This is a genomic window from Streptomyces sp. NPDC059897, assembly GCF_042730865.1.
Classification (GTDB): domain Bacteria; phylum Actinomycetota; class Actinomycetes; order Streptomycetales; family Streptomycetaceae; genus Streptomyces.
Genome location: NZ_JBHWKQ010000004.1, coordinates 110,519 through 136,669, shown reverse-complemented (window position 1 = coordinate 136,669; position 26,151 = coordinate 110,519). Strand labels below are relative to the sequence as shown.

At 71.2% G+C, this 26,151-nt stretch carries 23 protein-coding genes; 8 read left to right on the top strand and 15 right to left on the bottom strand.

The genetic code is table 11. The features are described 5' to 3' along the window. Positions 1-109: 109 nt before the first annotated feature. The 6 genes from ACFV9W_RS06690 to ACFV9W_RS06665 all read right to left on the bottom strand — a co-directional run bounded on the left by ACFV9W_RS06690 (position 110) and on the right by ACFV9W_RS06665 (position 5,687). Positions 110-745 carry an MBL fold metallo-hydrolase gene (locus ACFV9W_RS06690; protein WP_385756268.1) on the bottom strand — a complete coding sequence of 212 codons (636 nt, stop codon included), beginning with the start codon at positions 743-745 and terminating at the stop codon, positions 110-112. Then, complete coding sequence (locus tag ACFV9W_RS06685; protein ID WP_385756266.1) at positions 742-1,827, bottom strand: S-(hydroxymethyl)mycothiol dehydrogenase; 1,086 nt, start codon at positions 1,825-1,827, stop codon at positions 742-744. The genes ACFV9W_RS06690 and ACFV9W_RS06685 overlap by 4 nt, the downstream gene beginning before the upstream one ends. A 247-nt stretch (positions 1,828-2,074) precedes the next feature. After that, complete coding sequence (locus ACFV9W_RS06680; RefSeq protein ID WP_385756264.1) at positions 2,075-2,920, bottom strand: IclR family transcriptional regulator; 846 nt, start codon at positions 2,918-2,920, stop codon at positions 2,075-2,077. 312 nt (positions 2,921-3,232) lie between these two features. Further along, positions 3,233-3,904, bottom strand: coding sequence for a TetR/AcrR family transcriptional regulator (locus tag ACFV9W_RS06675; RefSeq protein ID WP_385756262.1), 672 nt, complete (start codon positions 3,902-3,904; stop codon positions 3,233-3,235). A 71-nt stretch (positions 3,905-3,975) separates the two neighbouring features. Beyond that, positions 3,976-4,566, bottom strand: coding sequence for an NADPH-dependent FMN reductase (locus ACFV9W_RS06670; protein WP_385756260.1), 591 nt, complete (start codon positions 4,564-4,566; stop codon positions 3,976-3,978). Then, positions 4,563-5,687, bottom strand: coding sequence for an LLM class flavin-dependent oxidoreductase (locus ACFV9W_RS06665; RefSeq protein WP_385756258.1), 1,125 nt, complete (start codon positions 5,685-5,687; stop codon positions 4,563-4,565). The genes ACFV9W_RS06670 and ACFV9W_RS06665 overlap by 4 nt, the downstream gene beginning before the upstream one ends. Positions 5,688-5,830: 143 nt before the next feature. Between ACFV9W_RS06665 and ACFV9W_RS06660 the strand changes: the two genes are divergently transcribed. Beyond that, positions 5,831-8,233 carry a beta-glucosidase gene (locus ACFV9W_RS06660; RefSeq protein ID WP_385756257.1) on the top strand — a complete coding sequence of 801 codons (2,403 nt, stop codon included), beginning with the start codon at positions 5,831-5,833 and terminating at the stop codon, positions 8,231-8,233. Positions 8,234-8,302: 69 nt separating this feature from the next. On the opposite strand, the gene ACFV9W_RS06655 is transcribed toward ACFV9W_RS06660, so the two are convergent. From ACFV9W_RS06655 to ACFV9W_RS06640, 4 genes are all read right to left on the bottom strand, one after another. Next, a complete protein-coding gene (locus ACFV9W_RS06655; protein ID WP_385756255.1) occupies positions 8,303-9,094 on the bottom strand; it encodes a TIM barrel protein in 792 nt (263 codons plus the stop codon). A gap of 2 nt (positions 9,095-9,096) precedes the next feature. Continuing rightward, the gene (locus tag ACFV9W_RS06650; RefSeq protein ID WP_385756253.1) at positions 9,097-10,089 is read right to left on the bottom strand and encodes a sugar phosphate isomerase/epimerase family protein; all 993 of its coding nucleotides are present in this window, start codon (positions 10,087-10,089) and stop codon (positions 9,097-9,099) included. Beyond that, the gene (locus ACFV9W_RS06645) at positions 10,086-11,024 is read right to left on the bottom strand and encodes a sugar phosphate isomerase/epimerase family protein (RefSeq protein WP_385756251.1); all 939 of its coding nucleotides are present in this window, start codon (positions 11,022-11,024) and stop codon (positions 10,086-10,088) included. Before ACFV9W_RS06645 ends, ACFV9W_RS06650 begins: the two co-directional genes overlap by 4 nt. Before the next feature lie 112 nt (positions 11,025-11,136). Then, a complete protein-coding gene (locus ACFV9W_RS06640; RefSeq protein WP_385756249.1) occupies positions 11,137-12,495 on the bottom strand; it encodes an MFS transporter in 1,359 nt (452 codons plus the stop codon). Positions 12,496-12,838: 343 nt separating this feature from the next. Here ACFV9W_RS06640 and ACFV9W_RS06635 point away from each other — a divergent pair, with 343 nt between their 5' ends. The 4 genes from ACFV9W_RS06635 (at position 12,839) to ACFV9W_RS06620 (ending at position 17,334) form a co-directional block, all read left to right on the top strand. Next, the gene (locus tag ACFV9W_RS06635; protein WP_385756247.1) at positions 12,839-14,230 is read left to right on the top strand and encodes an MFS transporter; all 1,392 of its coding nucleotides are present in this window, start codon (positions 12,839-12,841) and stop codon (positions 14,228-14,230) included. A gap of 161 nt (positions 14,231-14,391) precedes the next feature. Then, entirely contained in the window at positions 14,392-15,414 is a 1,023-nt protein-coding gene (locus ACFV9W_RS06630) for a sugar phosphate isomerase/epimerase family protein (RefSeq protein WP_385756245.1), read from the top strand. A gap of 43 nt (positions 15,415-15,457) precedes the next feature. Beyond that, a complete protein-coding gene (locus ACFV9W_RS06625; RefSeq protein WP_385756243.1) occupies positions 15,458-15,844 on the top strand; it encodes a DUF6379 domain-containing protein in 387 nt (128 codons plus the stop codon). After that, entirely contained in the window at positions 15,841-17,334 is a 1,494-nt protein-coding gene (locus tag ACFV9W_RS06620; protein ID WP_385756241.1) for a GMC oxidoreductase, read from the top strand. The genes ACFV9W_RS06625 and ACFV9W_RS06620 overlap by 4 nt, the downstream gene beginning before the upstream one ends. A 48-nt stretch (positions 17,335-17,382) precedes the next feature. On the opposite strand, the gene ACFV9W_RS06615 is transcribed toward ACFV9W_RS06620, so the two are convergent. The 4 genes from ACFV9W_RS06615 to ACFV9W_RS06600 all read right to left on the bottom strand — a co-directional run bounded on the left by ACFV9W_RS06615 (position 17,383) and on the right by ACFV9W_RS06600 (position 21,901). Continuing rightward, entirely contained in the window at positions 17,383-17,853 is a 471-nt protein-coding gene (locus ACFV9W_RS06615; protein WP_385756239.1) for a DUF1097 domain-containing protein, read from the bottom strand. Between the two features lie 81 nt (positions 17,854-17,934). After that, positions 17,935-19,386, bottom strand: a complete 1,452-nt coding sequence (locus tag ACFV9W_RS06610; RefSeq protein WP_385756238.1) for a DUF1116 domain-containing protein — start codon at positions 19,384-19,386, stop codon at positions 17,935-17,937. Further along, complete coding sequence (fdrA, locus tag ACFV9W_RS06605; RefSeq protein WP_385756237.1) at positions 19,383-20,915, bottom strand: acyl-CoA synthetase FdrA; 1,533 nt, start codon at positions 20,913-20,915, stop codon at positions 19,383-19,385. The genes ACFV9W_RS06610 and fdrA overlap by 4 nt, the downstream gene beginning before the upstream one ends. Before the next feature lie 11 nt (positions 20,916-20,926). Next, complete coding sequence (locus ACFV9W_RS06600; RefSeq protein ID WP_385756235.1) at positions 20,927-21,901, bottom strand: DUF2877 domain-containing protein; 975 nt, start codon at positions 21,899-21,901, stop codon at positions 20,927-20,929. 117 nt (positions 21,902-22,018) lie between these two features. Between ACFV9W_RS06600 and arcC the strand changes: the two genes are divergently transcribed. Further along, a complete protein-coding gene (gene arcC / locus ACFV9W_RS06595; protein WP_385756233.1) occupies positions 22,019-22,948 on the top strand; it encodes a carbamate kinase in 930 nt (309 codons plus the stop codon). Between the two features lie 15 nt (positions 22,949-22,963). On the opposite strand, the gene ACFV9W_RS06590 is transcribed toward arcC, so the two are convergent. Continuing rightward, entirely contained in the window at positions 22,964-23,611 is a 648-nt protein-coding gene (locus ACFV9W_RS06590) for a GntR family transcriptional regulator (protein WP_385756232.1), read from the bottom strand. 215 nt (positions 23,612-23,826) lie between these two features. On the opposite strand from ACFV9W_RS06590, the gene ACFV9W_RS06585 reads away from it, so the two are divergent. After that, entirely contained in the window at positions 23,827-24,831 is a 1,005-nt protein-coding gene (locus ACFV9W_RS06585) for a LacI family DNA-binding transcriptional regulator (RefSeq protein ID WP_385756231.1), read from the top strand. A gap of 42 nt (positions 24,832-24,873) precedes the next feature. Then, on the top strand, positions 24,874-26,151 hold the full coding sequence (locus ACFV9W_RS06580) for an MFS transporter (protein ID WP_385756230.1): 1,278 nt from the start codon (positions 24,874-24,876) through the stop codon (positions 26,149-26,151).

Genomic DNA, 26,151 nt, shown 5'->3' with positions numbered 1-26,151 from the left:
GTTCCGGGTGCTTCGTCGCGGGAGGCCTTCGGGACGTTTTCGGGTACGGCGGACATGCCCCTCCTGGGACGTGGCGGGGAGATGGGTGTGCCTGGAGGTGTGGCGCGGCTCAGGGCGCGGGGACGTTGGCGCGCTCGGCGTCGACGGTGGTGTCCGGGCCGTGGCCGGTGTGGACCACCGTGTGGCCCGGCAGGGTGAGCAGCCTGTCGCGGATCGACGCCGCGATCGTCGGGGCGTCGGAGTACGAGCGGCCCGTCGCGCCCGGGCCGCCGTGGAAGAGGGTGTCGCCGGTGAACACCGCGGCGAGGGACGGGGCGTGGAGGCTGCAACTGCCCCAGGTGTGACCGGGGGTGTGCAGGACCCGCAGCTCGATCCCGGCGACCGTGAGGCGGCGGCCGTCGGCGAGGTCGCCGTCCGGCTTGCGTCGCGGGTACACCGTCTGCCACAGCTCGGCATCGGCCGGGTGCAGCAGGACCGGCGGCGAACCCACGGCGGCGGACAGCTCCGCGGCGGCGCCGATGTGATCGTCGTGGCCGTGCGTGCACACGATCGCGGTGACCCGGCGTCCCGCGACCGCCGCGGCGATGGCGGGCGCGTCGTGGGCGGGATCGACGACGAGCACTTCCTCGTCGTCGCCGATCAGCCACACATTGTTGTCGACGTCGAAGGTGTCACCGTCGAGGCTGAACGTGCCCGAGGTGACGACGCGTTGGACCCGGGCGGACGGCGCGGCGGCGGGGGTCACAGCACCACCACCGAACGCAGCACATCACCGGAGCGCATCTTGGCGAAGGCCTCCTCGACCGCGTCCAGGGGGATCGTCTCGGTGACGAAGCCGTTCAGGTCCAGGAGCCCGTACAGGTGCTGGTCGATCAGGACCGGGAAGTCGCGGCTGGGCAGACAGTCCCCGTACCAGGACGACTTGAGGGCGCCGCCGCGCGAGAACAGGTCGATGAGCGGGATGTCGACGCTCATCTCGGGGTCGGGCACCCCGACCTGGACCAGCACGCCCGCGTGGTCGCGCATGTAGAACGCCTGCTTGTACGTCTCCGGGCGGCCCACCGCGTCGACGGCGATGTCCACGCCGAAGCCGTCCGTCAGCGCCCGCACCGCCTCGATCGGGTCCATGCCACGGGAGTTGACGGTGTGTGTGGCGCCGAACCGCTCGGCCTGCGTGAGCTTCTTGTCGTCGATGTCCACGGCGATGACCTTCCGTGCGCCGTTGAGGCAGGCGCCCGCGATGGCCGCGTTCCCGACGCCGCCGCAGCCGATGACGGCGACGGTGTCACCGCGCTGGACGTTGCCGGTGTTCACGACCGCGCCGTACCCGGCCATCACACCGCAGCCGATCAGGCCCGCCGCCTCGGGGCGGGCGGTCGGGTCGACCTTCACCGCCTGCCCGGCCGCGACCAGGGTCTTCTCCGCGAACGCCCCGATGCCGAGGGCGGGGCTCAGCGGGGTGCCGTCGAGCAGGGTCATGGGCTGCGCGGCGTTGCGCGAGTCGAAGCAGTACCAGGGGCGGCCGCGGCGGCAGGAACGGCACGCGCCGCAGGGCGCGCGCCAGGCGAGCACCACGTAGTCGCCGGGCACGAGGTCGGTGACACCGTCCCCGACGGCCTCCACCGTGCCCGCGGCCTCATGGCCGAGGAGGAACGGGAACTCGTCGCCGACGGCGCCCTCCCGGTAGTGCAGATCCGTGTGGCAGACCCCGCATGCCTGCACCCTGACCAGGACTTCGCCGGGCCCGGGATCGGGCACGACGATCGTCTGCACCTCGACGGGGGCACCCTTCTTCAGGGCGACGACGGCGCGGACCTCTTGTGGCACGACCCAACTCCTCTGCGCTGACCGGCAATGAACGCCGCACGACCGCTTGTTGCGTATCGCAGGATGCATTGCGTTATGAGAGACGACCGGAGTCATACTGGGAAGGACACCAAGACCCCGTCAAGGGGCGGGAGTTAAGCGACTGCAAATTGGCCGGAACGCTCGAAACCTCGCCGACACACAAGAACGCGGAGCAGGTGTGCCCCTGCTCCGCGTTCAGTGCTGCGCCCGGTCCGGGCGGGTCTCCTCAGAAGCCGTGCCCCATGCGCTGGGAGAGGTCGACGGCCGCCGCCACGGTGGACTTGGCGAGCTCCGGCAGATGTTCCTCGGTCATCCGGAAGACCGGCCCGGACACGCTGATCGCCCCGATGACCTTCCCGTCGTGCGCGCGCACGGGCGCCGACACCGCGGCGAGCCCGAGCTCCAACTCCTCGACGGCGATGGCGAATCCCTGCTTCGCCACCTTCTCGAGCTCGGTCCGCAGCGTCGCCGTGCGGACGGTCGTGTGCTCGGTGAAACGGGGCAGTGTGCGGGCGAGCAGCCCCTCGCGGACCACTGGCGACAGGTGGGCGAACAGCACCTTTCCGCTGGACGTGGCGTGCAGCGGCGTGCGCCTGCCCAGCCAGTTCTGCGCGGTGACGGCGGCGGCGCCGCGCGCCTGCATCACGTTGACCGCCATGTCCTCGTCGAGCACGGCGATGTTCACGGTCTCGCCCAGCTCGTCGGCGAGGTCGCGGCAGACCGGCGCGCCCTCCTGGGAGATGTCCAGGCGCACCGCCGCCGCCCCGGCCAGGCGCAGCATCCCCGCCGCCAGGAAGTACTTGCCGCGGTCCTTGGCCTGGCCGACGAGGCCCCGGTTCTCCAGGACGCCGAGCAGCCGGAACGCCGTGGACTTGTGCACACCGAGATCGTCGGCGATCTCAGTGACGCCGGCCTCACCGTGCCGGGCCAGGATCTCCAGGACGCTCACCGCCCGGTCCACCGACTGGACCGAGCTCGCCGGGCCCTTGGCCGGCTTGTCCGTGCTGGGGGCGCCCGCCGTGTCCGACGTGCTCGATGTGCCCGTTCCCACCTGCGATTGCTTGCGGGTCATAGCTCGACTCTCACCACCTCGCGACCTGTTGTCGGGTCGCATCTTCGAGCAGCCCTTGACGTGAACGGGTACTCGACCGGATTCTGTTGCGCACTGCGCTCCCCCGTGCGCCATGTAGAACAACACGTTACCGAAGAGTTCCGGATCAAGAAGGGGACCCGCGATTCCCGTCCGCCGCCTTGACGGCCGCCCCGAGCCGGAGGGCCGTCTGGTCGGCTGCCCGATCCCGGCGGCTTCATTCGATCTCCGGCATGCGAGAGCCCCCAGGGGGCGGCTGGAGCCGGGCGCTGCGGGCAAAGGGTGGGGGAGGGGTCAGGCCCCGTGGTCGTCCTTGCAGCGCAGGAACGCGAGCGTCATGGCGCCCAGGTCCTCGATCAGCGTCGGCAGGTCACTGCCCTCCGCGGCCTCGGGGGCCACGTCCAGTGCCAGGGCGCGGGCGAGCGCCGCGTAGACCGTGGTGAAACAGGAGCTCACCGCGCGGGCCGGGTCCGGATGCTCGATCTCGTCGCGCAGCGAGAGGACGAGGTCGACGAAGCGGTCGCGGGCGTCCATGTAACCGGCCTTGCCCACCTTGGCGACGGCCGGGTCGACGGCCCCCAGCTGGAGGAAGGCGCCCAGCGTCTTGCCCTGCTGTTCGAGTACCCCGGCGAAGTCCGCGATCAGTTGCGGCACGAGTTCGGCGAGGCCGGCTCCCGCCCAGCGCTCGGGGTCGGTCATCCTGCGGTGATCCGCGAGCAGCCGCTCCTGGAAGCGGGACTGTGCGGCGCGCAACAGGTCGTCCTTGCCGTCGACCCGGGTGTAGATCGAGCCCACCGACACACCGGAGCGACGGCTGACCTCGGTGAGGGCGAAGCCCGAGTAGCCCTTCTCGGCGAGCAGGCCGAGGGTCGTGTCGAGGACCAGGTCGAAGGAGCGCTGGCTCCGCTCCTGCTTGGGAGCGCGGATGCCGCTGGTCTTCGATGTCGGCTGTGACGGTGTGGGCATCCGCCAAGTCTATGCAGTCCGGCGTCCCTCCAGGGCCGAGCGGCCCCGGAGGTCGACGCGCCGTACACCGCTCAGGCCGCGTACACCGTCCGCTCCGGCGCCGCGGTGCGCTCGGCGAACCCGTGGACCTGGTCCCCGAGCAGGGACAGCTGCGCCGCGGCGGCCGGGTCCGCGCACGTGCCGTCCGGTGTGAAGAGCCGTCCCTGCCCGGAGTTGAGCGTGACGCCGAGCGGGGTGGGCCAGCCGCGCATGGCGTGCACGACGCTGCGCAGCGCGCCGAGGGTGGTGCCGCACGCCTGCCAGCCGGCGGCCGTCACCACCAGGCCGACCGCGCGCCCGTCGAAGTAGACACGCTCGTCGTCACGCAGGTCCTCCAGCAGGTCGAGGGCGTTCTTGACCAGGCCCGAAATGCCGCCGTGATACCCGGGGGAGCCGATGACCAGGCCGTCCGCCCGGCGCACCGCGTCGACCAGCTGGCGCTGCTCGTCTGTGCGCTCGGGACGCTCGGGCGCGTAATGGGGGAGGGAGGCGAGGAAGTCGCCGCCGAAGTGCACGGTGCGGGCGCCGCGCCGCTCGGCCGCGGCCAGTGCGGCGCGCACGGCGAGTTCGCTGCTGGAGCCGGGGCGGGTGGTGCCGCCGATGCCGACGATCAGATGGCTCATCGCTCGCTCCCCGCAGGGGTCCTCGTACGGAAGCGGGGCATGACCTCGCTCGCGAACAGGTTCATCGACTTCCTCGTCAGGGCGTAGCGCTCGGGCGTGAGCGGGCCGTTGGTGAAGCCCATCAGGACGTTCCCGACGCCCAACTCCTCGTAGTGGCCCAGCTGTTCGGCGACCGTGTCCGGGCTGCCGTACAGGCACCAGGTGCGGATCCACTCCTCGCTCAGCGCGTTCGGTGCCTGCGCGGAGGTGAGGTCGACGCCGCTGATGTCCTCGGCGCGCTTGTTGTACGCGTACTCGCGGTCGATGGCCTCCTGGTACGCGGCGAGGATGACCTCCAGTTCCGCGCGCGCCTGCTCGTCGGTCTCGGCGACGTGGACGCACTGGTAGGAGTGGGTGGTCCACGACATGCAGTCGTCGATCACCTGCTGGGGGTGGCCGGAGGCGGCCATCGCCGAGCGGTAGGCGTCGAGGTACTTCTGGAACGCCGTCGAGGGTTCGCCGCTCGCGGGGATCGGCGGGACGAACGCGGGGATGAACGCAGGCCAGCCGTACTTCGCGGCCCGCGCCGTGCTGGCCTCGCGCATCGCGACGCTCATCAGGCGGCGCCGCTCGCTGTACGGCGCCGGGACGATGCGCTGGACGACGGCACCTTTGTACGGGCCGTGCTCGAACTCGATCGGATCGTCGTCGATCTTCTTGGCCCACAGCCGCTGGACCAGCTCGACCTGGGCGTCCATCAGGCCCTTGGAGTCCTGGAAGTCGACGCCGAAGCCGATGGTCTCCTCGGGGGTCGTGCCGGAGCCGATGCCTACCAGGAGCTTTCCCTTGGTGAGGTGGTCGAGCAGGTTGACGCGCTCGGCGAAGCGGACCGGGTGGTGCAGCGGCAGCGTCGTCACGGAGAAGCCGTAGTGCACGTTCTTCGTCCGCGCGGCCAGGTGGGCGGCGAAGAGGAAGGGGTCGCAGGACATCGGCGCGTAGCCCGTGAAGTGGTGGTCGGGCAGGAACACCGCGTCGAAGCCGAGCCGGTCGGCCTCCAGGGCGTGTTCGGTGAGGGTTTCGATGACGTACGCGTCGTCGGACGGGCTCATGGAGCGGCCGACGAGGAAGGCGGAGAAGCGCACGGAGGGACCTCCCGTTAGGAATCCGGTGCGGAAGCCGATGGAGAATCAGAATTGTGATTCTGAAAGTAGATGCGAGAGGGTCGCCCGTCAAGGTAGCTTGAAGCGAAATCAATCTTCTGATTCTGGGATGTCTTGAGGTGGTCATGGATCGACACACGCAGCCACCGGCGCCGCCTGCCGCGCTCACCGCGGGGGAGACCGGCTGGAGCACGGTGGCCGAACCCGCCCTGGGGCTAGGGTCGTTGCGCCTGGTCGACGGCCCGCTCGGACTCGTCAGCCCGGCCTTCGATGAGCGTGACACCTCGCTGCTGCTGCCCAGCGGCATCGCGCTCGGGGCCACTTGGGACGAGAAGAGGGTGCGCACCGTCGCGGCGGCGCAGGCGTCCGAGGCCCGCAGGCGAGGCTACGACGCCGTGTACGCCCCGAACCTGAACCTCGCCAGGACCGGCCTGTCCGGGCGGACCTTCGAGATGCTGTCCGAGGACCCGCAGCTCGCCGGTGTGCTCGGCGCGGCCTTCGTCGAGGGGCTCCAGGGGCAGGGCGTGGCGGCCGTACCCAAGCACCTGGTGTGCAACGACACCGAGACCGCGCGCCAGACGATGAGCGCCGACATCGGCGAGGTGGCACTGCGCGAGGTGTATCTGCGCCCCTTCGAACTGGCCGTCCGGGCGGGGGCGTGGGGGCTGATGGCCGCCTACAACAGGCTCAACGGCGTTCCCTGCACGGCCCATGCCGAGCTGCTCTCGATCGTGAAGGGGGAGTGGGGCTTCGACGGGCTCGTCGTCTCCGACTACTTCGCACTCCAGGACACGCTCGGCCCCGCGCTCGCCGGTCTCGACCTGGAGATGCCGGGACCGGCGATCCACTTCGGGGACCGCCTCGGCGAGGCCGTCGCGCGCGGAGACGTCCCGCGGGAGCGGCTCGACGACGCGGTGGAGCGACTCCTGCGGCTCGCGCGCCGCGTCGGTGCCGTCGAGGGGGCGGAGCGCCAAGTGTCTGACCCTGCTGCCTACTTGGAGTCGGTTGCGGCCGAGGAGGCTCTGGTCGACGCAGCGGCGGCGTCCTTCGTCCTGACCCGCAACGAAGGCGAGCTGCTGCCCCTCGATACGGGCACGGTCCGCCGCCTCGCCGTCATCGGGCCCAACGCCGACCGCCCCTGCTACCAGGGAGCCACCTTCGGCCGGATCCGTCCTGCGCGCGAGCCGGTCACCCCGCTCCAGGCACTGCGGGAACGCTTCGGCCAGCACTGCGAGATCGTCCACGAACGCGGGGTCGACACGACACCGCCCGCGTCCCTCGGCGCCTTCCGCGTCACCACCCCCGACGGTCAACCCGGCGTACAACTTGAGCATGTACGGGACGGGTGCACGGTATTGACCGAGGTCAGGGCCGACAGCGCGTTCATCTGGTTCGGTGAGGTGCCCGGCGCGGGCCCGACCACTGAGCCCGGCGTGCTGCGCCTGACGGCCGTGCTCACGCCCGACGCCGACGGGACGTGGACGCTCGGGGCCGGAGGCTCCGGGGTGACCGTGCTGTCCGTCGACGGGACGGCCGTCGCCGAGCGGCAGGCCCCCGCGCCGCAGGACGTGATGGGGCAGGTCGCACGCGCCGAGACGGCCACCGCGCGGGTCGAGCTGCGCGCCGGGGAACCGGTGACCGTCATGGCCGAGATGACATCGCGGGAGGGAGTCCGCGTGCAGGCCCTGACGGTCACCTGCGCGCCACCGGCCCGGCCCGGGGCGCTGGAGTACGCGCGACGGGCCGCCGCAGAGGCCGACGCGGTCGTGCTGGTGGTCGGCGACGAACTGGAGACCTCGCGCGAGAGCAAGGACCTGGAAACCTCGGAACTCCCGGACGCTCAAACGGAGTTGATCGGTGCCGTGGCAGCGGCCAACCCCCGCACTGCGGTCGTCGTCAACGCCGGGCGACCGGTCCACGCGCCGTGGGCGGACGACGTGGCGGCGGTCGTCCAGGGCTGGTTCGCCGGGCAGGGCTTCGGCACGGCGCTCGCGCGCGTACTCGCGGGCGATGCCGAGCCGGGGGGCCGCATGCCCGTCACCGTGCCGCACAGCGACGCCGACCGGTCCACGCACGGCGAGCGCCTCGACGCCGACCTGCGCCGCGACTACGACGCCGCCGAGCCGACGGGCTACCGCCACCTCGCCCGAACGGGAAGCAAGGCCCGCTTCCCGTTCGGCTGCGGACGCGGCTACACGACCTGGCGCTTCGGCGAGGCGGCGCTGCGCCGCAGCGGAGCGCGCTGGGCCGTGCGCCTGGATGTCACCAACACCGGCCGCCGCCACGGCCGCGAGGTCGTCCAGGTCTACGTCCGCGCGCCGGGCGAGCCGGACCTGCGGCTCGCCGGATTCGCGGGGGTGCTTCTCGACGCGGGTGCGACCGCGGAGGCCGAGGTGATCCTCGACGAGCGCACCTGGCAGCGCTGGGACACCAAGTCCCATGGCTGGGCCGTGCCCGCCGGCCGCCACGAGGTGCTCGTCGGGCGGTCTGTCGAGGAGATCGTGCAGGTGCTCGTCCACGAGGCGTAGGCGTAGGAGCAGGACGAAGGGGAGGCCCCCGGACGGGAGCCTCCCCTTCGTGCTGTGTCTGTGAAGTTCTCAGAGCGAGCGCATGATCTCCTCGATGGCCCGCAGGCCGGACCGGGTGTCGGTCGTCGGCAGATACTCGAGTCCGACCGGCCCCGTGTACCCGAGCCGTCGCAGCGCGCCCAACTGTGCGGCCCAGTCGACGGATCCGGCCCCCGGCTCGCCGCGGTCCGGCAGATCGGCGATCTGGACGTGCGACACGAGGTCGATCGTCCCGGACCCTGCCAGCTCCTCTTCCGGCACCTCGCCCATCTGCAGCGAGTGGTACGCGTCGTAGAGCAGCGCGAGGCCGGGGGAGTCGACCTCGCGCACCGCCGCCAGGCACTCGGCGGTCGTGTCGAAGAGGGTGCCGGGGTGGTCGACGCGGGTGTTGAGGTTCTCCAGGAGGATCGACACACCGTGCTCCGCGGCGATCTCGGCTCCTGCCTTGAGCGCGTCGACGACGATGCCGTGCTGCACGGCGCGCTTCATGTACGGCAGGCCGACGCCCGAACCGGTCACGATCCGCGTGCAGTTGAGGCGGGCGGCCGTCTCGGATGCCGCGCGGACGTGGTCGAGGAATGCCGGGTGCGTGGAGGCGTCCGCGAGGGTGAGGCGGCCCTCGATCAGCAGGGTGTGCAGGGACGAGCCGGTGGCGTCGAGTGCCTTCTGGAGGGCGGCCGGGTCCTTGTCGCTGTGCGACCAGATCTCGATGGTGTCGATGCCGTGGTCGGCCGCGGCGTGGATGCGGTCGCCCAGGTCGTCGCCCGCCTCGCGGAAGAGGAGCTCGACGTTGACGGACAGGGGCAGGGTGGGTGATGACAAGGTCACTCCTTAGTGGCCGTGGCGGTGGCGGGGGAGGGGAACAGGCGTTGCGCGTACCAGCCGTTGAGCATGGCGCTGCGTGCCGGGTTCGGGGTCTGCTCGCTCTCGAAGACGGCCCAGCCCGACCATGCGCGCTCCCGCAGCCGCCGCGTGAGCGCCGGGAAGTCGACGAGCCCGCCGGGGGTGCCGCACTCGAAGAACCAGCGGTCGATGCCGCGCGCGCCGCCCTCGGACAGCATGCTGAACTCGGCGTGCGGGGCGAGGCGTTCGCCGGATTCGTCGATGTACCGGGTGTCCTTGAGGTGCAGGTGGTCGACCCGTGAGTGGTGGGTGTCGAAGAGTCGCACCGGGTCGATTCCGGCGACGGTGAGTTCGGCGGTGTCGAGGGTGAGGCCCACCAGCGCGGGGTCGGTCTCGTCGAGCAGCGCGCCGAGGGTCTTCTCGTCGGCGGCGGCGCTGAGGCAGTCCACGTGGAGGGAGAGGCGTACGCCGGTGTCGGCGAGTGCCGCGCCGACCGTGTTCCAGCACTCCGCGGCCGCCCCGATGCCCTCGGCGGACAGCGGCCGGTCGAGCGAATCGGCGGACGGCAGCGCCCGCACCACAAGGCGGCTGCCCCCAGCCTCGGCCAGGAAGCGGGCGAACGGCAGCAACGACGTGGCGATGGCAGTGTGCTGCGCCCGGTCCAGGATGCTGCGGCCCCGGCTGAGCTCCTCGTCGACGGGCTCGCCCGGGTCCACGTACCAGCTGCTCACACCATCGAGGCCGGTGCCGCGCACCATGGTGAGGAACGCGCCGGTGGAGCCGTACGTGGCCGCGATGGAGGCGGGGCGGCCGAGCGGGTCCCAGCGGCCGGTGCCGCCGCGCAGTTCGACGCCGGTGAAGCCGCAGGCGGCGAGCACCTTCAGGGCGCGCTCGTGCTGTTCGGGGCGGGTGAAGTCGTCGAAGTTCGGCTTCCACTGGTTGATGGCGTAGGCGCGGCGGACCGAGGCGCTCATGCGTAGATCTCCGAAAGGACGTTGCGGGCGTACCACATGGACAGGGCGGTGGCCTCGGCGTAGTCGCCGCCGATGTTGACCTTGTCGTGCTCGACCGTGATCCACCCCTCGTAGCCGACGTCCTTGATGGCCCGCATCAGGCGCGGGAAGTCGACGAGGCCGCCGTCGGTGCCCATCTCGTGGAACCACTGGGCGGTCTGCGGTGCCATCAGCTCGGCGTCCGGGCTGTGCCGGTACGCCTCGGTGGTGTCTCGCTGGCGGGTGTCCTTGAAGTGGAAGCCGGAGCAGCGCTCGTGCAGGTCCATGAAGAGGGCGACCGGGTCGATGCCGGCGATGCAGTGCTGCGCGGTGTCGCAGAAGAAGGACACATAGCGCGGGTCGGTCAACTCGTAGAACCGGCGGATGTCGTCCTCCGTGCGGATCGCGCAGAAGAACTCGTGGTGGCAAGTGGTGCGGACGCCGAACTCGGTGAGTGTCATCTCGCCGACCCGGTTCCAGCACTCGGCCGCGGCCTTGATCTTGTCGTCGGTGACCGGGGCGGTGTCCTTGTAGAGGCTCGCGGGCATCACGATGAGGCTCTCGATGTCGAGGCTCTCCCACCTGCCGAGCATCCCGCGGGTGCTGGTGACGATCTCGTCGTGGGTCTCGCGCACGTGCGCGTCGGCGACCCGCGGGTCGTACATGATGCCGCGGAAGAGGTTCACGATCTTCTCGATGCCGTGGTCGCGCAGATAGCGCTGGTAGTTCTCGACGGATCCGAACATGCCGGACAGTGCGTAGACCTGGAAGTCGAACATGTCCAGACCTTCGAAGCCCACGGCGCTGATCTGCTTGACGAAGTCGTCCATGTGGCGGCGGGCGGCGTACTGGGTGACGGGGCCGCGTGGGCTGTCCGTCCGCCAGTGGTCCATATAGCTCCAGCGGAGCGCGGTCATGGGTGATCAACTCCTGGGGGAGGGGCGCTGGTTCGGGGCGCGGTGGCTCGACCCGGCCGACTGGCCTGACTGCCGGTCCGACTGTGATTGAAACAGAATCAAGATTTCGTTTCTAGGGGTGCGACGTCTCCGGAGATACGGCGTTCGAGGCGCGGAGCGTGCGTCGCGGCAGCCGCAGTGCGCAGCCGAACCCGCAGGCGAAGCAGGCCGCGACCACGGTGAACACGGTGGTGAACGCGGCCCCGTAGTCGCCGTGCCCGGCGCCGCGCGCCACCAGTGCCCCGAGCCCGGCGGCCCCTGCGACCACCCCGATCTCCCGCACGAACGCCATCGCCGCCGTCACCTTCCCCGTCGACCCGGTGCCGCCCGCGTCCTGCGCCACCACGACCACGATCTGGAGGAACAGGCCCGCGCCCAGGGCGAGCAGGAACAGCAGCGCCGCCGTCACCGGCAGCGGCGGCCGGGCGTCGCTGAGGAGCGCGAGCGCGGCCGCGGACGTCGCGGACAGCGCACACCCGGCGAGCGGGAACGGACGCCACACACCACGCCGCCGCACGGCGAACCCCGAGCCGTTCATGCCGAGCGCGATGCCCAGGGTGACTGGTAGCAGCATCAGCCCCGCCGTCGTCGCGGATGTGTCGTACGTGCCCTGGATCCACGTCGGTACGTAGGCGAGCACGCCGAACAGGCCGACGCCGCCGAGCAGGGCCAACAGGCAGCAGGAGAGCGCCGGTTGGCGTCCCAGCAACGCCACCGGCAGGACCGGGTCCGCCGCACGGCGCTCCCGGCGCAACGTGGCGAACGCGAGCAGCCCCGTGGCCGCCGCGACCACGCCGGACCCCGCCTCCACGCTCACCACCAGACCGGCCGTCGTCCCGGCGAGCAGCACCGCGCCCGCCGTGTCGAAGTCGGGCCGGCCGGGCGTGCGCCGCGGCACCATGACCCGTACGAGGGCGGCCGCTGCGAGCCCCAGTGGCACGTTCAGCCAGAAGATCCACCGCCACGAGGCGTGGTCCGTGAGCCACCCGCCGAGCAGCGGACTCACCACGGTGGCCAGTGCGAACACCGCGCCCAGCGGGCCGAGGTACGCGGCCCGCTCACGCGGCGGCACCGTGTCCGCGACCACGGCCTGGGGGAGCGTCAGCAGGCCGGCGCCGCCGACACCCTGGGCCAGTCGGGCGGCGGCGAGCGCGGTGAGGTCGCCCGCGAACCCGCAGGCCACAGAGGCCAGGACGAACACGGCGATCGAGGCGAGGAGCATCCGGCGCCGGCCGAACCGGTCGCCGAGTGCCCCGAACGCCGGCATGGCCGCCGCCAGGGCGAGGGTGTACGCGGTCACGACCCAGGGCGCGCGCGACGGCGATCCGAGGTCGGCGACGACGGTCGGCAGGGCGGTGGCGACGATGGTCTGGTCGAGCGCGCCGAGCGCCGTGACCAGGACGAGGCAGAGGAAGAGGGCGCGACGGGGCATGAGGTGTTCCCGAGTGCGGCTGAGGACGGCGGCGTCGGGCGCGGGAGAGGGGTCGGCTTCCCGGCGGGCGGCTCGCGGGCACGCCCCGCCGTCGCGGGTGAGTATGCATGTCCGGCGTGGGATGCGGCACGGGGGCGGCGGGCCGCCACGTCGCACCGTGGTGCGTGCCGGTCAGGGAACCCGCAGGTCACAGCGATGCCCCGGGCCAGGTATCCATTGGACGAATAAACAAAATCCGAATTTTGAATTTACTTTGTCTTGTGCGGGCCGCACCGGTCGTGTGCTCTGTCTCTCCAAGGTGCCGCGACGTGGTGGCACAGTGCGCGCGAAGGAGCGGAGCACGTTGAACATCACCAGTAAGGCGATCGAGCAACAGGCGGCACAGCGGCCGGATTTCCGGATCGGATGGCGGGAGAAGCTCGGCTACGGAGCCGGCGACCTCGCCTCCAATCTGTCCTGGAATCTCGTCGGCGGATTCCTGCTCTACTACTACACCGACGTCGCCCGGGTGCCGGTCGCGGCGCTCGGCACCCTCTTCCTCGTGGCCCGGCTGCTCGACGCCGTGGTCGACCCGGCCATCGGCGTCCTCGTGGACCGCACCAAGTCCCGCTGGGGCAAGGCCCGCCCGTATCTGATCTTCGCGTCGGTGCCCTTCGGTGTCATCGGCGTCCTGGCCTTCATGGTCCCGGACATCGGCGACGGCGGAAAACTCGTCTACGCCTTTGTCACCTACCTGACCCTGGGGCTGCTCTTCTCCCTGGTCAACGTCCCCTACAGCTCGCTGCTCCCGATGATGACGCGGGACTCGCACGAACGCATGCAGATGGGCGGACTGCGGGCCGTCGGCAGCTCGGTCGGCTCCATCATCGTCACGGCGAGCACGACGCCCTTCGTGGCCTGGCTCGGCTCGGGCGACGAGCAGCGGGGCTGGACGCTCGCCACCATCATCTACAGCGTGCTGAGCGTGGCCTTCTTCGTGGTCACCTTCCTGACCTGCAAGGAGCGCTACGCCCTGCCCGCGGAGTCCGAGCGGATCTCGCCGCGCGCCGCGCTGCGGACGCTGTGGCGCAACCGCCCCTGGGTGGTCACCTTCGTTTACGGGGTCCTCAACTTCGTACGGCTGTCGCTTGTCCTCGGTGTGACGGTGTACTTCGCGCTCGCCGTGCTGCACGCGCCCTGGGCGATCTCGGTGCTGCTTCCCCTGGTCTCCGGCACGATGATCGTCGGCGGGCTCGTCGCGCCGCCGTACTACCGGCGCTTCGGCAAGCGCAGGGGCAACCTCCAGGCACTCGCCGTGGGCGGGGTCGCCTGGGCCGCGATGTACCCGGCCGAGGGGAACTTCCCCGTGTTCCTCGGGTTCTACATCGTCGCGACCTTGGCCATCGGTGTGTCCATGGTGTCGATGTTCACGATGGTCGCGGACACCGTCGAGTTCCAGCAGTGGCGGTTCGGCACGCGCAACGAAGGGCTCCTGTCCTCCGGTGTCAGCTTCGCCACCAAGGTCGGCTCCGCCATCGGTTCGGCTGCCGTCGCGTACGGACTCGCCCTGGCCGACTACCAGCCGGGGCAGGTGGGCGGCGCCGCGCTCACCGCGATCCGCGTGATGTTCTACGGCCTCCCGCTGCTGTTGGTGGCCGGACAGGCCCTGACGATGTCCTTCTGGGACCTCGACGGGCGGCACGAGGAGATGCGCGCCGAGATCGACGGCCGCGCGGCCGGGCCGCGTGGGCAGTAGGGCCCAAGAGGCGGGCGTGTGGCGCCTGTTGAGAGCGGCGCCGCACGCGCATAAAACAGAATCAGAATCTTGAATTTATTCTACGTGGGGCCCAGACTGGCCCCACGGGACCACGGACCCCCCGGATCCCACGGGGTCGACGAAGGAGACGACAGCCGAGCATGACGCCCCTGACACCCACCCCAGCCGCACAGCGGCCGCACGGCATCCGCCGCGCCGTCAGCCTCTACTCGTTCCAGGAGGAGTACTTCCTGCGCACGATGACCGTCGAGGACTGCGTGTCCGCGGCGGCCGGCATGGGCGCCTTCGGTATCGAGATCATCCCCGAGCAGTCCATCCCGGGCTACCCGCTGCTCAGTGACACCTTCGTGGAGGACTGGCAGGCGTGGATGCGTACGTACGGCACGACACCCGTCGCCACGAACGCCTTCCTCGACACCAAGCTCCACCCCGACCGCCTGCTCACCCCCGACGAACAGGCCGCCTCCGTGCGCCGCGACATCGACATCGCGGTCCGCCTGGGTGCCCCCATCGTGAAGGCCACCATCAACTTCCCGCCCGAGGTGATGGAGGCCGCCGCCCCCTACGCCGAGGAGCACGGCGTCCGGATCCTGCTCGAGGTGCACGCGCCGTTCCACTACGAACACCCGTGGATCCTCGAGCACTTGGAGGTCATGCACCGGGTCGGCCCCCAGGCCCTCGGCCTCATGCCCGACATGGGCATCCACGTCAAGAAGTTCCCGCGGGTGGTGAGCGAGCGCGCCCTGCGCGACGGGGCGCGCCCCGAACTCGTCGACTACATCGTGCGCACCTACGACGACCACGGTGACACCCACGCGCTCATGGACATCGTCAACTACCGCGGCGGCGGCCCCGTCGAGTTCTCCCTCGCCCGCCAGGCCACCCACTACATCTGGACCGAACCGAAGGACTCGCTCGCGCACATGCCCTTCATCGGGCACGTCCAGGCGAAGTTCTACGAGATGACCGACGAGGGCCACGAGTTCAGCATCCCCTACGAGGACATCCTCCCCGTCTACATCGAGGGCGGCTTCACCGGCCACTTCTCCAGCGAGTACGAGGGCAACCGGCACATCCAGGACGCCTTCGCGGTCGACAGCGTGGAGCAGGTCGCCCGGCAGCAGCGGATGCTCGCCCGCCTCCTGGGCGAAACCGGCGCCTGACCACCCCTTCGTCACACCGACCACGACCGCAGGGAGCAACACCGTGTTCGACCAGTACATCGTCTGCGAGGACGGCTTCCGGACCCGCGACGACGGCCGCCCGGGCGGCCGGGTGGAGGTCAGGATGCCGTACTACCGGGGCCTGTTCCTCTCCATGGTGGAGGCCGTCGACCTCACCGTCGACGGGACACCGATACCCCCGGAGCGCACCACCTTCACCGTCCACGGAGCCACGTACGCCCTCGCCCAGCTGCCCGAAGTCACCGACGACCGCTGGGAGATGGGGGAGCAGGCGGTGCTCGCCTTCGAGTCCGACGAACCGCTCGCGCCCGGAGAGCACGAGGTCGCCGTGTCCGTACGGCTGCGGATCTCCTACATGCCCGTGCCGGGCGGCGGCAGCGACCGCAAGCGCCTCACCCTCGGCTCATGACCGCGCGCTTTCCGGAGTACGTGGACGTGGCCGTCGTCGGCAGCGGGCCGTGCGGAGCCGCGTACATCCGGGTCCTGTCCGAACGGCGCCCGGACCTTCGGCTCGCCACCTTCGAGGTGGGACCGCTGCTCGCCGACCCGCCCGGACTGCACGTGAAGAACATCCCCGACCCTGCCGAACGCGAGCGCGCCCAACGCCGTTCCCAGGGCCCCGGCACCGCCCCGGCCGACGGCCGCCTCGCCCGCCCCGGCACCTTCCTCCTGGAAGCCACCGAGGGCGAACCCGGCGAGGACGGCCTGCCGAACGCGGCGATGTCCAGCAACGTCGGCGGCATGGGCGCCCACTGGACCGCGGCCTGCCCCCGCCCCGGCGACGGCGAACGCATCGACTTCGTGCCCGGCCTCGACGAACTCCTCGACGAGGCCGAGCGGTTGCTCGGCGTCGACGCCCACGCCTTCGACGACGCACCCTTCGCCGCCGAGGTCCGCAAACGCCTCGCCGGAGCCCTCGACGGCGACCGCCCCCAGGAGCGCCGCGTCCAGCCGATGCCGCTGGCCGTGCACCGCGCCGTCGACGGCACCGTCACCTGGTCCGGCGCCGACGTCGTCTACGGAGAGGCGACCCGGAACAATCCCCGGCACACCCTCTTCGCGGAGGCGCTCGTGACGGGCGTCCTGGTCGAGGACGGGCGGGCGGTGGGTGTGCGCGTACGGGACCTCACTGACGGGAGCGAACACCTGGTGCGGGCCGCGCGGGTCGTGGTCGCCGCCGACGCGCTGCGCACACCACAACTCCTGTGGGCGTCCGGCGTACGCCCCGAGGCCCTCGGCCGCTACCTCAACGACCAACCGCAGCTCGTGTACGCGGTGCGGCTGCGGGACGTGCGGACGCCCGACGACGGCGCCCGCGAGGAGGGCCTCGCGCGGCACAGCGGAGTCAGCTGGGTGCCGTACACCGACGACGAACCCTTCCACGGACAAGTGATGCAACTAGACGCCTCACCAGTGCCGTTGGCGGCCGACGACGTACCGGCACCCGGGTCGATCCTCGGCCTCGGCTGGTTCTGCGCCAAGGACGTCCGGGCCGAGGACCGGATCGAGTTCGACGCCGACCGCCGCGACGGCTACGGCATGCCCGCCATGCGTGTCCACTACCGGCTCACCGACCGGGACCGCGCCACGCTCGACGCGGCCCGCACCGCCGTCCGGCGCGCCGCCGCGGCCCTCGGTGACCCGCTCGACGACGAGCCGCGCACCCTCGGTCTCGGAGCGTCCCTGCACTACCAGGGCACGGTCCGGATGGGCGCCGTCGACGACGGCACGTCGGTGTGCGACCCGTCCGGCGAGGTGTGGGGTGTGCGAGGCCTGTACGTCGCGGGCAACGGGGTCATCCCCACGGCCACCGCCTGCAATCCGACCCTGACATCGGTGGCGCTGGCCGTGGCGGGTGCCCGGCACATCTCCAACTCCCTTGATATGAAAGGGGGATGACGCCATGTCGGCGTCGGGGACCCCGCGGTGCCCGGCCGGGCACCGCGCTCAGGACACGCCGCCGCCCGCGGCCCCGCCCTCCGGGGCCGGCCGCCAGCGCGCGAACAGTCTGCTGCCGCCGCCGTCGCAGGCGAAGCCCAGGAGGATGCCGACCGCGAGGGACGTCAACAGCAGGAGCATGTCGTTGTCCTCGATGGCGAAGAGGGAGTAGCAGCCGACGAAGGTGCCGGGGACGAACGAGGTCCAGCGGAAGCGGCCGAGCAGCACGATGCATGTGACGAGGACGCCGACTGTCAGGGCGTACGCCGAGTTGGCGCTGCCCAGGGCGTCGGCGCCCCGGATCATCAGCCACGCGCACAGCGCCCCCGCGTAACTGCTGGTGAGAGTGAGGGCCGCGCCCGGCAGCAGGCGCTTCTCGCACGCGAAGTAGGCGGTGCAGCCGGCGAATCCCGCCCAGGCCGACAGGCCGAGCGCCCCGGCGAAGCCTCCCCAGAGGCCGCACAGAAGGCCGGTGAACATTGCGGTGCAAAGGAAGTAGCGGTTCACATCGCTCCTTGGTGTCCTTGGCTTACCTGGGGAGGACCCGCCGGGCGGCCCGGGTCAGGAGAACTTCGCGGCGAGGGCCACGACCGCCTTCTCGAAGACCTCGGCGGGCGGGTGGGTGATACCGGCACCGATCATGCCGATGCCCGGTTCCTTGTGCGCGATGGCGGTGTTGATGACCGGCAGGATGCCGGTGTCGAGCACCTTGCGGACGTCGATGCCGGTCGGCAGGCCCTGGAAGTCCAGGGACGGGATGGTGATGTTCGGGTTCCGCGCGGTGGTGATCTCGCCCATCTCGCGGGTGTGGGCGAGGGCCTCCTCCACGGTGCCGCCGACGAGGGCGACGATGGCGGGGGCCGCGGCCATGGCGAAGCCGCCGAAGCCGTACGTCTCGCTGATGGCACTGTCACCGATGTCGAGGCCGGAGTCCTCGGGGCGGTAGCCGGCGAACATCGGCCCGACGACCTTCTGGGCGGGGCCGGTCAGCCAGTGGTTGCCGGGCAGTCCACTGACGCGCAGCCCGAACTCGACGCCGTTGCGGGCCATCGTCGTGACGACGGTCGAGTCCTCGATGCCGTGCGCCGCGTCGAGGGCGGCCTTGGCCATGGCGAGCCACGTAGGTCCGGAGAAGTAGTCCGAGCTGGCGATGAAGTCGAAGACGTCCTTCTGCTGCTCGGCGGAGAAGCTTGTCCGCACCATCCGGGGTGCGAGCTCCTGCATGAGCAGCAGGCTCCCGGCGATGTTGCGGTTGTGCGCCTCGTCGCCCATGTGCAGCGCCTGGGAGAGCAGCAGGCGCAGGTCGATGGGGCCGCCGAGCTCCATGGCCTCCTTGAGCATGGGGCCGAGGACGTCCCGCATCCAGATCAGCCGCTCGACGACCGAATCGTCGTTGGCGCCCATGCGCAGGATCTTCGACATCTGCTCGGAGAGGTTGGTGTACGCGCGGTTGCCGTGCGTCTCGTTGTGCAGGACGTGCATGTACATCGACGCCGAGGTGACTCCCGCCATGGAGCCCACGCAGTCGTGTTCGTGGCAGGGGGAGAAGGTGATCCGGCCGGAGGCGGCGACCTGTTCGGCCTCGGTGAGGTCGGCGGCGAGGCCCTCGAAGACGAGGGCGCCGAGCACGGCGCCCTTCATCGGCCCCGACATCCTCTCCCAGGTGATGGGCGGCCCCGCGTGGATGATCGTGGTCGGGGTCATGCCGGGCACGACGTCGATGGCCCGTCCGAAGCCGACCAGCATCGGCCTGGCGCTGGTGATCCGCTCGACCGCCTCCGTGTTGGCGGCATCGATCCGGGCGGCGATGTCGGGGCGCGCGAGGTGGTCCAGGGCGGCGATCACCTCGGGCTTGCCGTTGCCCGGCGGGACCCAGTCGACCGTGGTGACCTTGGTGTTCTGGGCGGCGATGTCCTCCTCGAACATGGCGAGGCCGACGTTGACGACGTTCAGTTCGCCGCCGAAGAGCTGAGTGATGGGCGTGCCGGCGGATGTGTTGGCGTGCGTGGTCATGCGCGGGCTCCCTCGCTGACGATGGCGCGGGCGTACTGCCCGGTTTCGGTGCTGCTGCGGGTGACGGTGACCCCCGCTTTCTCCAACGCGGAGACCTGGGCGGCGAGTTGGGGTGTGTCTTGGTCGGTGCCGAGGACGTAGCCGACGATCTCCAGGTGGCGCCCGTCGGCCGCGGCGATGCTCTGTGCCTCGGCGATCGCCGGCAGGGTCGCGCCGACGGGGTCCTCGTGCGCGCCGTAGCCGAGGACGAAGTCCATGACGACGACCGCCACTTCCGGGTCCCGGGCCTCCCGCAACAGGCGCTCCAGGCGCGGCGACGGGTCGATCATCGGGTGCGGTCGGCCGTTGGTGAACTCGTCGTCGCCGAAGTCGAGGAAGGTGTGGCCGCGGCTCGCGTCCGCCGCGCGCAGCACCCGGTCCGGGTTCTTCTGGATGTTGCTCCAGACGTCGTCCTCACCGGCGTCGAGGAGGGCGTACATCGACTCGTCGCACAGGGTCCCGCCGCAGAACAGGCCGCGTACGTAACGCTGTTGGGGGCTCAGCTTCGCGCGTACGGACGTGATCCGGTCGGCGTCCGGGCCCGGCACCGCGGCCTCCGGGTGGCTGGTCAGGCGGACCGCCTGGAGCGCCGCGTCCTGGCTGCTCGCCGCGTAGTGCCCGCCGGCCTCGGTGACCGCCTCCCGCGAACCGCCGACGAAGTAGACGACGACCGGCTTGCCCGCGGTGGCGATCTCGGCGAGCACCTTCCGCTCGACGTCCGGGGCGGGCGGCTTGGAGACGAGGACGATGGCCCGCGTCCCCGGGTCGGCGGCGAGGGCGCGGATGGCGTCGATCATCATGACGCCGCCGACCTCGGCGCTCAGGTCGCGCCCGCCGGTGCCGATGAGCTGGGAGATCCCGCCGCCGAGGGCGTGCACGCGGACGCTGACCTCCTGCGAACCGGTGCCGGACGCGGCGACGACGCCGACGGAGCCGGGGCGGACCGCGTTGGCGAAACAGAGCCCGACGTTGTTGATGATGGCGGTGCCGCAGTCGGGGCCCATCATCAGCAGGCCCTTGTCGTGGGCCAGGGTCTTCAGCGCGATCTCGTCCGCGAGCGGCACGTTGTCGCTGAACATCATGACGTGCAGGCCGTTCTCGAGCGCCGTGCGGGCCTCGCGGGCCGCGTAGGCGCCGTTGACGGCGACGACGGCCAGGTTCGCCGTCGGGTCGGCCCTGACGGCGGAGGCGAGGGTGCGGTGTGCCACCCGCGACCCGTCGCCCGCCGGGGCCTTGCGCTGCAGGAGCTCCTCGATCCCGGCGAGGGTGGCCTCGGGGTCGATGCCGTCCCCGGTCACGGCGACGATCATGAGATCGCCGTTGCCGGCCGCTTCCAGCTCATCCGTGAGCAGGTCGAGGTTGCCGAGCACCTCCTTGTTCTTCTCGGTGGCCATGGCGACGAACGCCTGCTCCACACCGTCGAGTTGGTTCGCCTTCGTCGAGATCGACATCAGCGACACCGAATCGAAGTACGTATTCTTTTTGATCACTGCGGTGGCGTTCACATGGAACCTCTCAGTTCTGCTTCCAGGCGGAGTCCGGCCCGCAGGCCGGACAGGAGGTCGGCCCCGGAGGTGTGGCCGATGGCGAGCACGCGGTCGACCGGGGGCCGCAGGCGGCGGGACAGCTCCGCGGCGCCCGGTCCGGCGGGGGAGAGCAGCGGGTGCAGCACGTCGAGCAGGCTCTGCCGCACCCGGCCGCGCAGTGCTTCGCGCAGGGTGGTCCGGCTCAGCCGCGTCGTCCGGTCGGGGAGCCGCTCCAGTACGTCCCGGGCGGCCGTGACGTAACCGGGCAGTCGGCTGCCGGGCTGGGCGGCGAGGAGGGCGAGCCCGGTCAGGAAGTCGTCGCCCGTCGGGGTCAACCCGGTCCCCAGACCCAGTAGTTGGGTGATCGCCGCATGCAGGCCCGGCACGTCGTCCGCGAGCACGGACCGGTGCAACGCCTCCTGCCCGCGCCGCAGTTCCGCCCCGACCGCGGCCTCGAAGACGTTCGCCGTGTCGGGTGGTGTGCGCATGCCGCCGCGCGTGCCGTGTGCGTCGAGCAGTTCCGCGAGAACCCGGGTCCGCCCGGCCAGTTGGGCCCCGGTGAGCCGCATCTCGACCGGTTTGGAATGCCATTCCCGCGGATGCGTCATCAGCGCGACGCGTCGGGACGGGGCCCCGAAGGTGACCTCGTCGGCGGTCAGCGTGACGGTCTCGCCGGCCCTGACGCCCGAGTCCGCCCAGTCGTCGACGTCGACGCGCACGCTCCACGGCGCGTCGTCGAGGCCGCGCGCGCACAGCGACACCAGCTCGTCATCGCTGGCCAGGACATTGATGACGTGCGTGAAGACGCTGTCCACGCGCCCGCCGAGCGGGCCGCGGCGCAGGCGCGCCAGCAGTTCGGCATCGGCGGACAGGGCCGTCGGGGACGACGGGGACGACGCGAACGACAGGGGCGACGGGGACGACGGAGTGGACTGGGCGGGCTGGGTCATGGGCGCCACCTTCTTGCGCGTGAGCTTCTGGCCGCACCCTAGCCCATTTGGTATACCATTTCGAGGGTGCTGCCTCCCGGGAGCACGGAGAGCGGGAGTACGGAGAGGGGAGACACCATGCGAGTGGTGGTCGCACTGGGCGGAAACGCCCTGGCCCGTCGCGGGGAACCCATGACGGCCGACCGGCTGCGCACCAACGTGAGGTCGTCCTGCGAGGCCCTTGCGGGGCTCGCCCGCGAGCACGAAGTCGTCATCACGCACGGGAACGGCCCGCAGGTCGGCCTGCTCGCCCTGCAGAACCTGGCCTACCAGGACGTCGCCGCCTACCCGCTGGACATCCTGGGCGCCGAGACTCAGGGGATGATCGGGTACGTCATCCAGCAGGAACTCTCCAACGCCCTCGCCGGCGAGCGCGAGGTGACGGCCGTGCTCACCACGACGCTGGTGGACGAGAACGATCCCGCCTTCGAGCAGCCGACGAAGCTCATCGGTCCGACCTACTCGGCGCAGGACGCGGCCGAGGCGGCGGCGGAGTACCGCTGGACGATCGCGCGGGACGGCGACACCTTCCGCCGGGTCGTGCCCTCGCCGGACCCGGTCCGCGTCCTCCAGGCCCCCGACATCCGCCTCCTGCTGGAGAATCAGCGGCTCGTGGTGTGCGTGGGCGGCGGTGGCGTACCGGTGAAGGCCGACAGCGCGGGCCGGACGAGCGGAGTGCAGGCGGTCGTCGACAAGGACCTCGCCAGCGCGGCGCTGGCGGCGGAGCTGAAGGCCGACACGCTCGTCATGCTCACCGACGCCGAGTACGTCAGCGAGCACTGGGGCACGCCGGAGCAGCGGGACATCAAGACCGCCGCCTGCGAGGACATCGCCGAGCTCACCTTCGCCGCGGGCTCGATGCAGCCGAAGGTCGACGCCGCGGTGCGCGTCGCGCGCGCGGGCGGCCGGGCGCTCATCGGCCCCCTGGACCGGCTCGACGACCTCCTCGCCCGCAAGGTCGGCACCGAGATCCGCGGCGACCTCGCGGAGGGCATCGTCTACGCCTGACCCGTCGAGGCGGGGTCAGTCCGCGTTGTGGGCGCGCGCCTCCTGCTGGGCCCGCCCGGTCTCCAGGTGGCGCAGCACGAGTGCCTCGACACCGGCGACGTCGCGCTGTTCGATCGCCTCGTAGAGCAGCCGGTGCTCCTCGGCGACCTTCGCCAGGTCGTCGTGCTGGCCGAGCAGCCAGCGCATCCGGCTGCGCAGGGTGACCTGCAGCTCGTCGAAGACGTGGTTGCCCGCGAGTTCCGTGGCGCACTCGTGGAATTCGGCGGCGATCCGGCGCGCGGTCGCGGCGTCGCCCGACGCGGCCGCGGCGAGCTCGGCGTCGAGCACGGCGCGCAGCCGCTCGAGACCGGCCCGGGTGCGGCGCTGTGCCGCCAGCTTGAACGTGACGGTCTCCATCGCGAACCGGACCTCCTGGAGGTCGGCGATGTCGCTCTTCGTGAACTCGCGGACGACGGCCCAGGTCCGGGGGCGCGGCGTGACGAGCCCCTCGGCGACGAGCGCCTTCAACGCGTCCCGCACCGGCACCCGGCTCACGCCGAGCTCGTTCGCCAGGTCCCGCTCGACGAGCTTGCTGCCCTGCGGGCGGGTGCCGTTGACGATGTCGTCACGGATCAGCCGCGCGATCCGCACCGACTCGGCCTCCCGGCCCTCTTCCACTGCCATCCGGTCCTCGCGCATTCCTTCGGTATATCAAGAGGTGGCTTGGTATACCATTCTAGGTCCCCTCGCCCCCCCTCAGCCCCTCGGGCTCCTTGGGCCCCTTGCGCCTCCTGGCCTGTCGGGGTTACTTTCGGAACTGTTCCGCAATCGATTACGGAACGGTTCCGAGTCGGCGGAAGCGGGCCCCGGAACCCGACCCACGAACCAGGTGAGGCCCCATGCCCCGCGTCACCATCGCGGACATCGCGCAGGAAGCCGGCGTCAGCAAGCCCACCGTCTCCCGGGCGCTGAACGGGCACCCGGACGTCGGCGCCGACACCCGGGAGCGCATCCAGCGGATCGCCGCCGACCTCGGTTACGCGCCGAGCGCCAGCGCGCGCTCCCTGCGCACCGGCAGGCACGACACGCTCGGGCTGCTCATGCCGCTCCAGCAGTGGTGGGGCTACTCCGACATCCAGTACGGGATCGCCGAGGAGGCCGCGCGGCGCGGACTGCACCTGATGGTCCACCCCTTGCAGTCGGGCGAGCGGGCCGAGCGCGAGTTCGTCACGCAGACCCTGCCGACGCTGCCCGTCGACGGCCTGATCCTGCTGATGCCCGAGGGCACACCCCGGCACATCGGCGCCATCGCGCAGACCAGCATGCCCTCCGTGGTCATCGACGACCGCGGCCACCGCCTCGACCTGCCGTACGTCGAGTCCACCAACCGGGCAGGCTTCCGAGAGGCCGTGCTGCACCTGGTGCGGCACGGGCGGCGGCGCATCGCCTTCGTCGGCGGTCAGATGAACGACGCCTTCGCCCAGGAGCGGTTCGAGGGCTACCTGGACGCCCTGCGCGAAGGCGGCATCGACTACGACCCGGATCTGACGCTGCTGCCGGCCGACCGCGAACCGACCGCCGACGAGATCACCGAACTGCTGGGCACCGACCCGGACGGGCTCGCCGTGGTCTGGGACGAGGTCGCCTTCTCGGCGCTCAACGCCCTGCGCGCCAGCGGCCACCGGGTGCCCGAGGACGTCGCCGTCATCGGCTTCGACGACTCGCCCATCGCCCGCGTCATGCAGCCGCCGCTGACCACCGTGCGCCAGCCGTTCCGGCGGATGGGCGCGGCCGCGGTCCGCATGCTGCTCGACTCCATCGAGCACGGCCGCCCCCCGGCCCACTTCACCGTCCCCACCGAACTCGTGATCCGCGACTCCTGCGGCAGCCACGAGCCCCAGTAACAGCCGGCAGTGAATGCCATGGCTCAAAGGAGAGTTGTGACCATGTCCGCCCCCGGCAGCACCGAACCCGGAGCTGCCCCCGCACCGCCCGGGGGCGACGCCCGCGAGCGCGTCCCCGGCACCTTCGTCCTCGTCCACTTCCTGGCGCTGCTCGGCGCCTGGATGGGCGTGCTCGTGCCGTCCCTCGTCTCCGTCGCGCTCAAGGTCGAGCGGATGGACGCCGCCGGCAAGGTGGGCGCCCTGTCGCTCGCGCTCGGCGTCGGCGCCCTGGTCGCGCTCGTCGCCAACCCCCTCTTCGGCCTGCTCTCCGACCGCACCACGTCCCGGTTCGGCGCCCGCCGCCCCTGGATGGTGATCGGCACGGCAGGCGGCTTCGTCGGGATCGTCGTGATCGCCTACGCGAGCAGCACCTGGGAGATCGTCGTCGGCTGGTGTCTGGCGCAGTGCTTCTACAACGCGCTGGTGGCCGCCATCTACGGCGCCCTCGCCGACCAGGTGCCCGAGCGGCAGATGGGCTTCGCCTCCGCGGTACTCGCCCTCGCCAACCCCCTCGCGACGCTCGGCGGCACCTTCCTCGTGGACTCCCTCAACGCCTCGACCGTCGCGCTGATGCTGGTCCCCGCACTCGTCGGCGCCGCCCTTGTCGTGCCGTTCCTGCTCTACGGCCGGGACCGCCGCGTCAGCAAGGACCAGGTGCCGCCGCTGACCGCCCGCCAGCTGATCGCCTTCCTGTGGACCAACCCGGTGCGCTTCCCGAGCTTCGGCTGGGCGTGGCTGAGCCGCTTCCTGATGTGGACCTCGTACGCCACCGTCACCACGTACATGGCGTACTACCTCTCCGACTATCTCGGACAGGACTCCGACGCCGTCACGCACTACGTGTTCATGGGCAGCCTCGTCGCCAACATCTTCATTCTGATCGCGACGGTGCCCGCGGGCCGGATCTCGGACCGGATGGGCCGCCGCAAGCCGATCGTGTTCACGGCCGCCGTGCTGCTCGCCGCCTCGATGGGTGTGATGGCGCTGGCCACGTCGGTGGCCGGGTTCCTGATCGCGCAGGCGCTCGTCGGCGTAGGTATGGGTGTGTACTTCGCCGTCGACATCGCGCTGCCCGCCGATGTGCTGCCCGACCCGAAGAACGCGGCCAAGGACCTCGGCGTCATGAACATCGCCGCCACGCTGCCCTACTCCCTGATCACCCTCATCGCGCCGACGCTGCTCGCCCTCGGGGGCGGCGACAACTACCCCGCGCTCTTCGTCTTCGGCCTGCTCGCCGCGCTCCTCGCCATCCCGGCCGTGCTGCCCGTCAAGCGCCGCTGA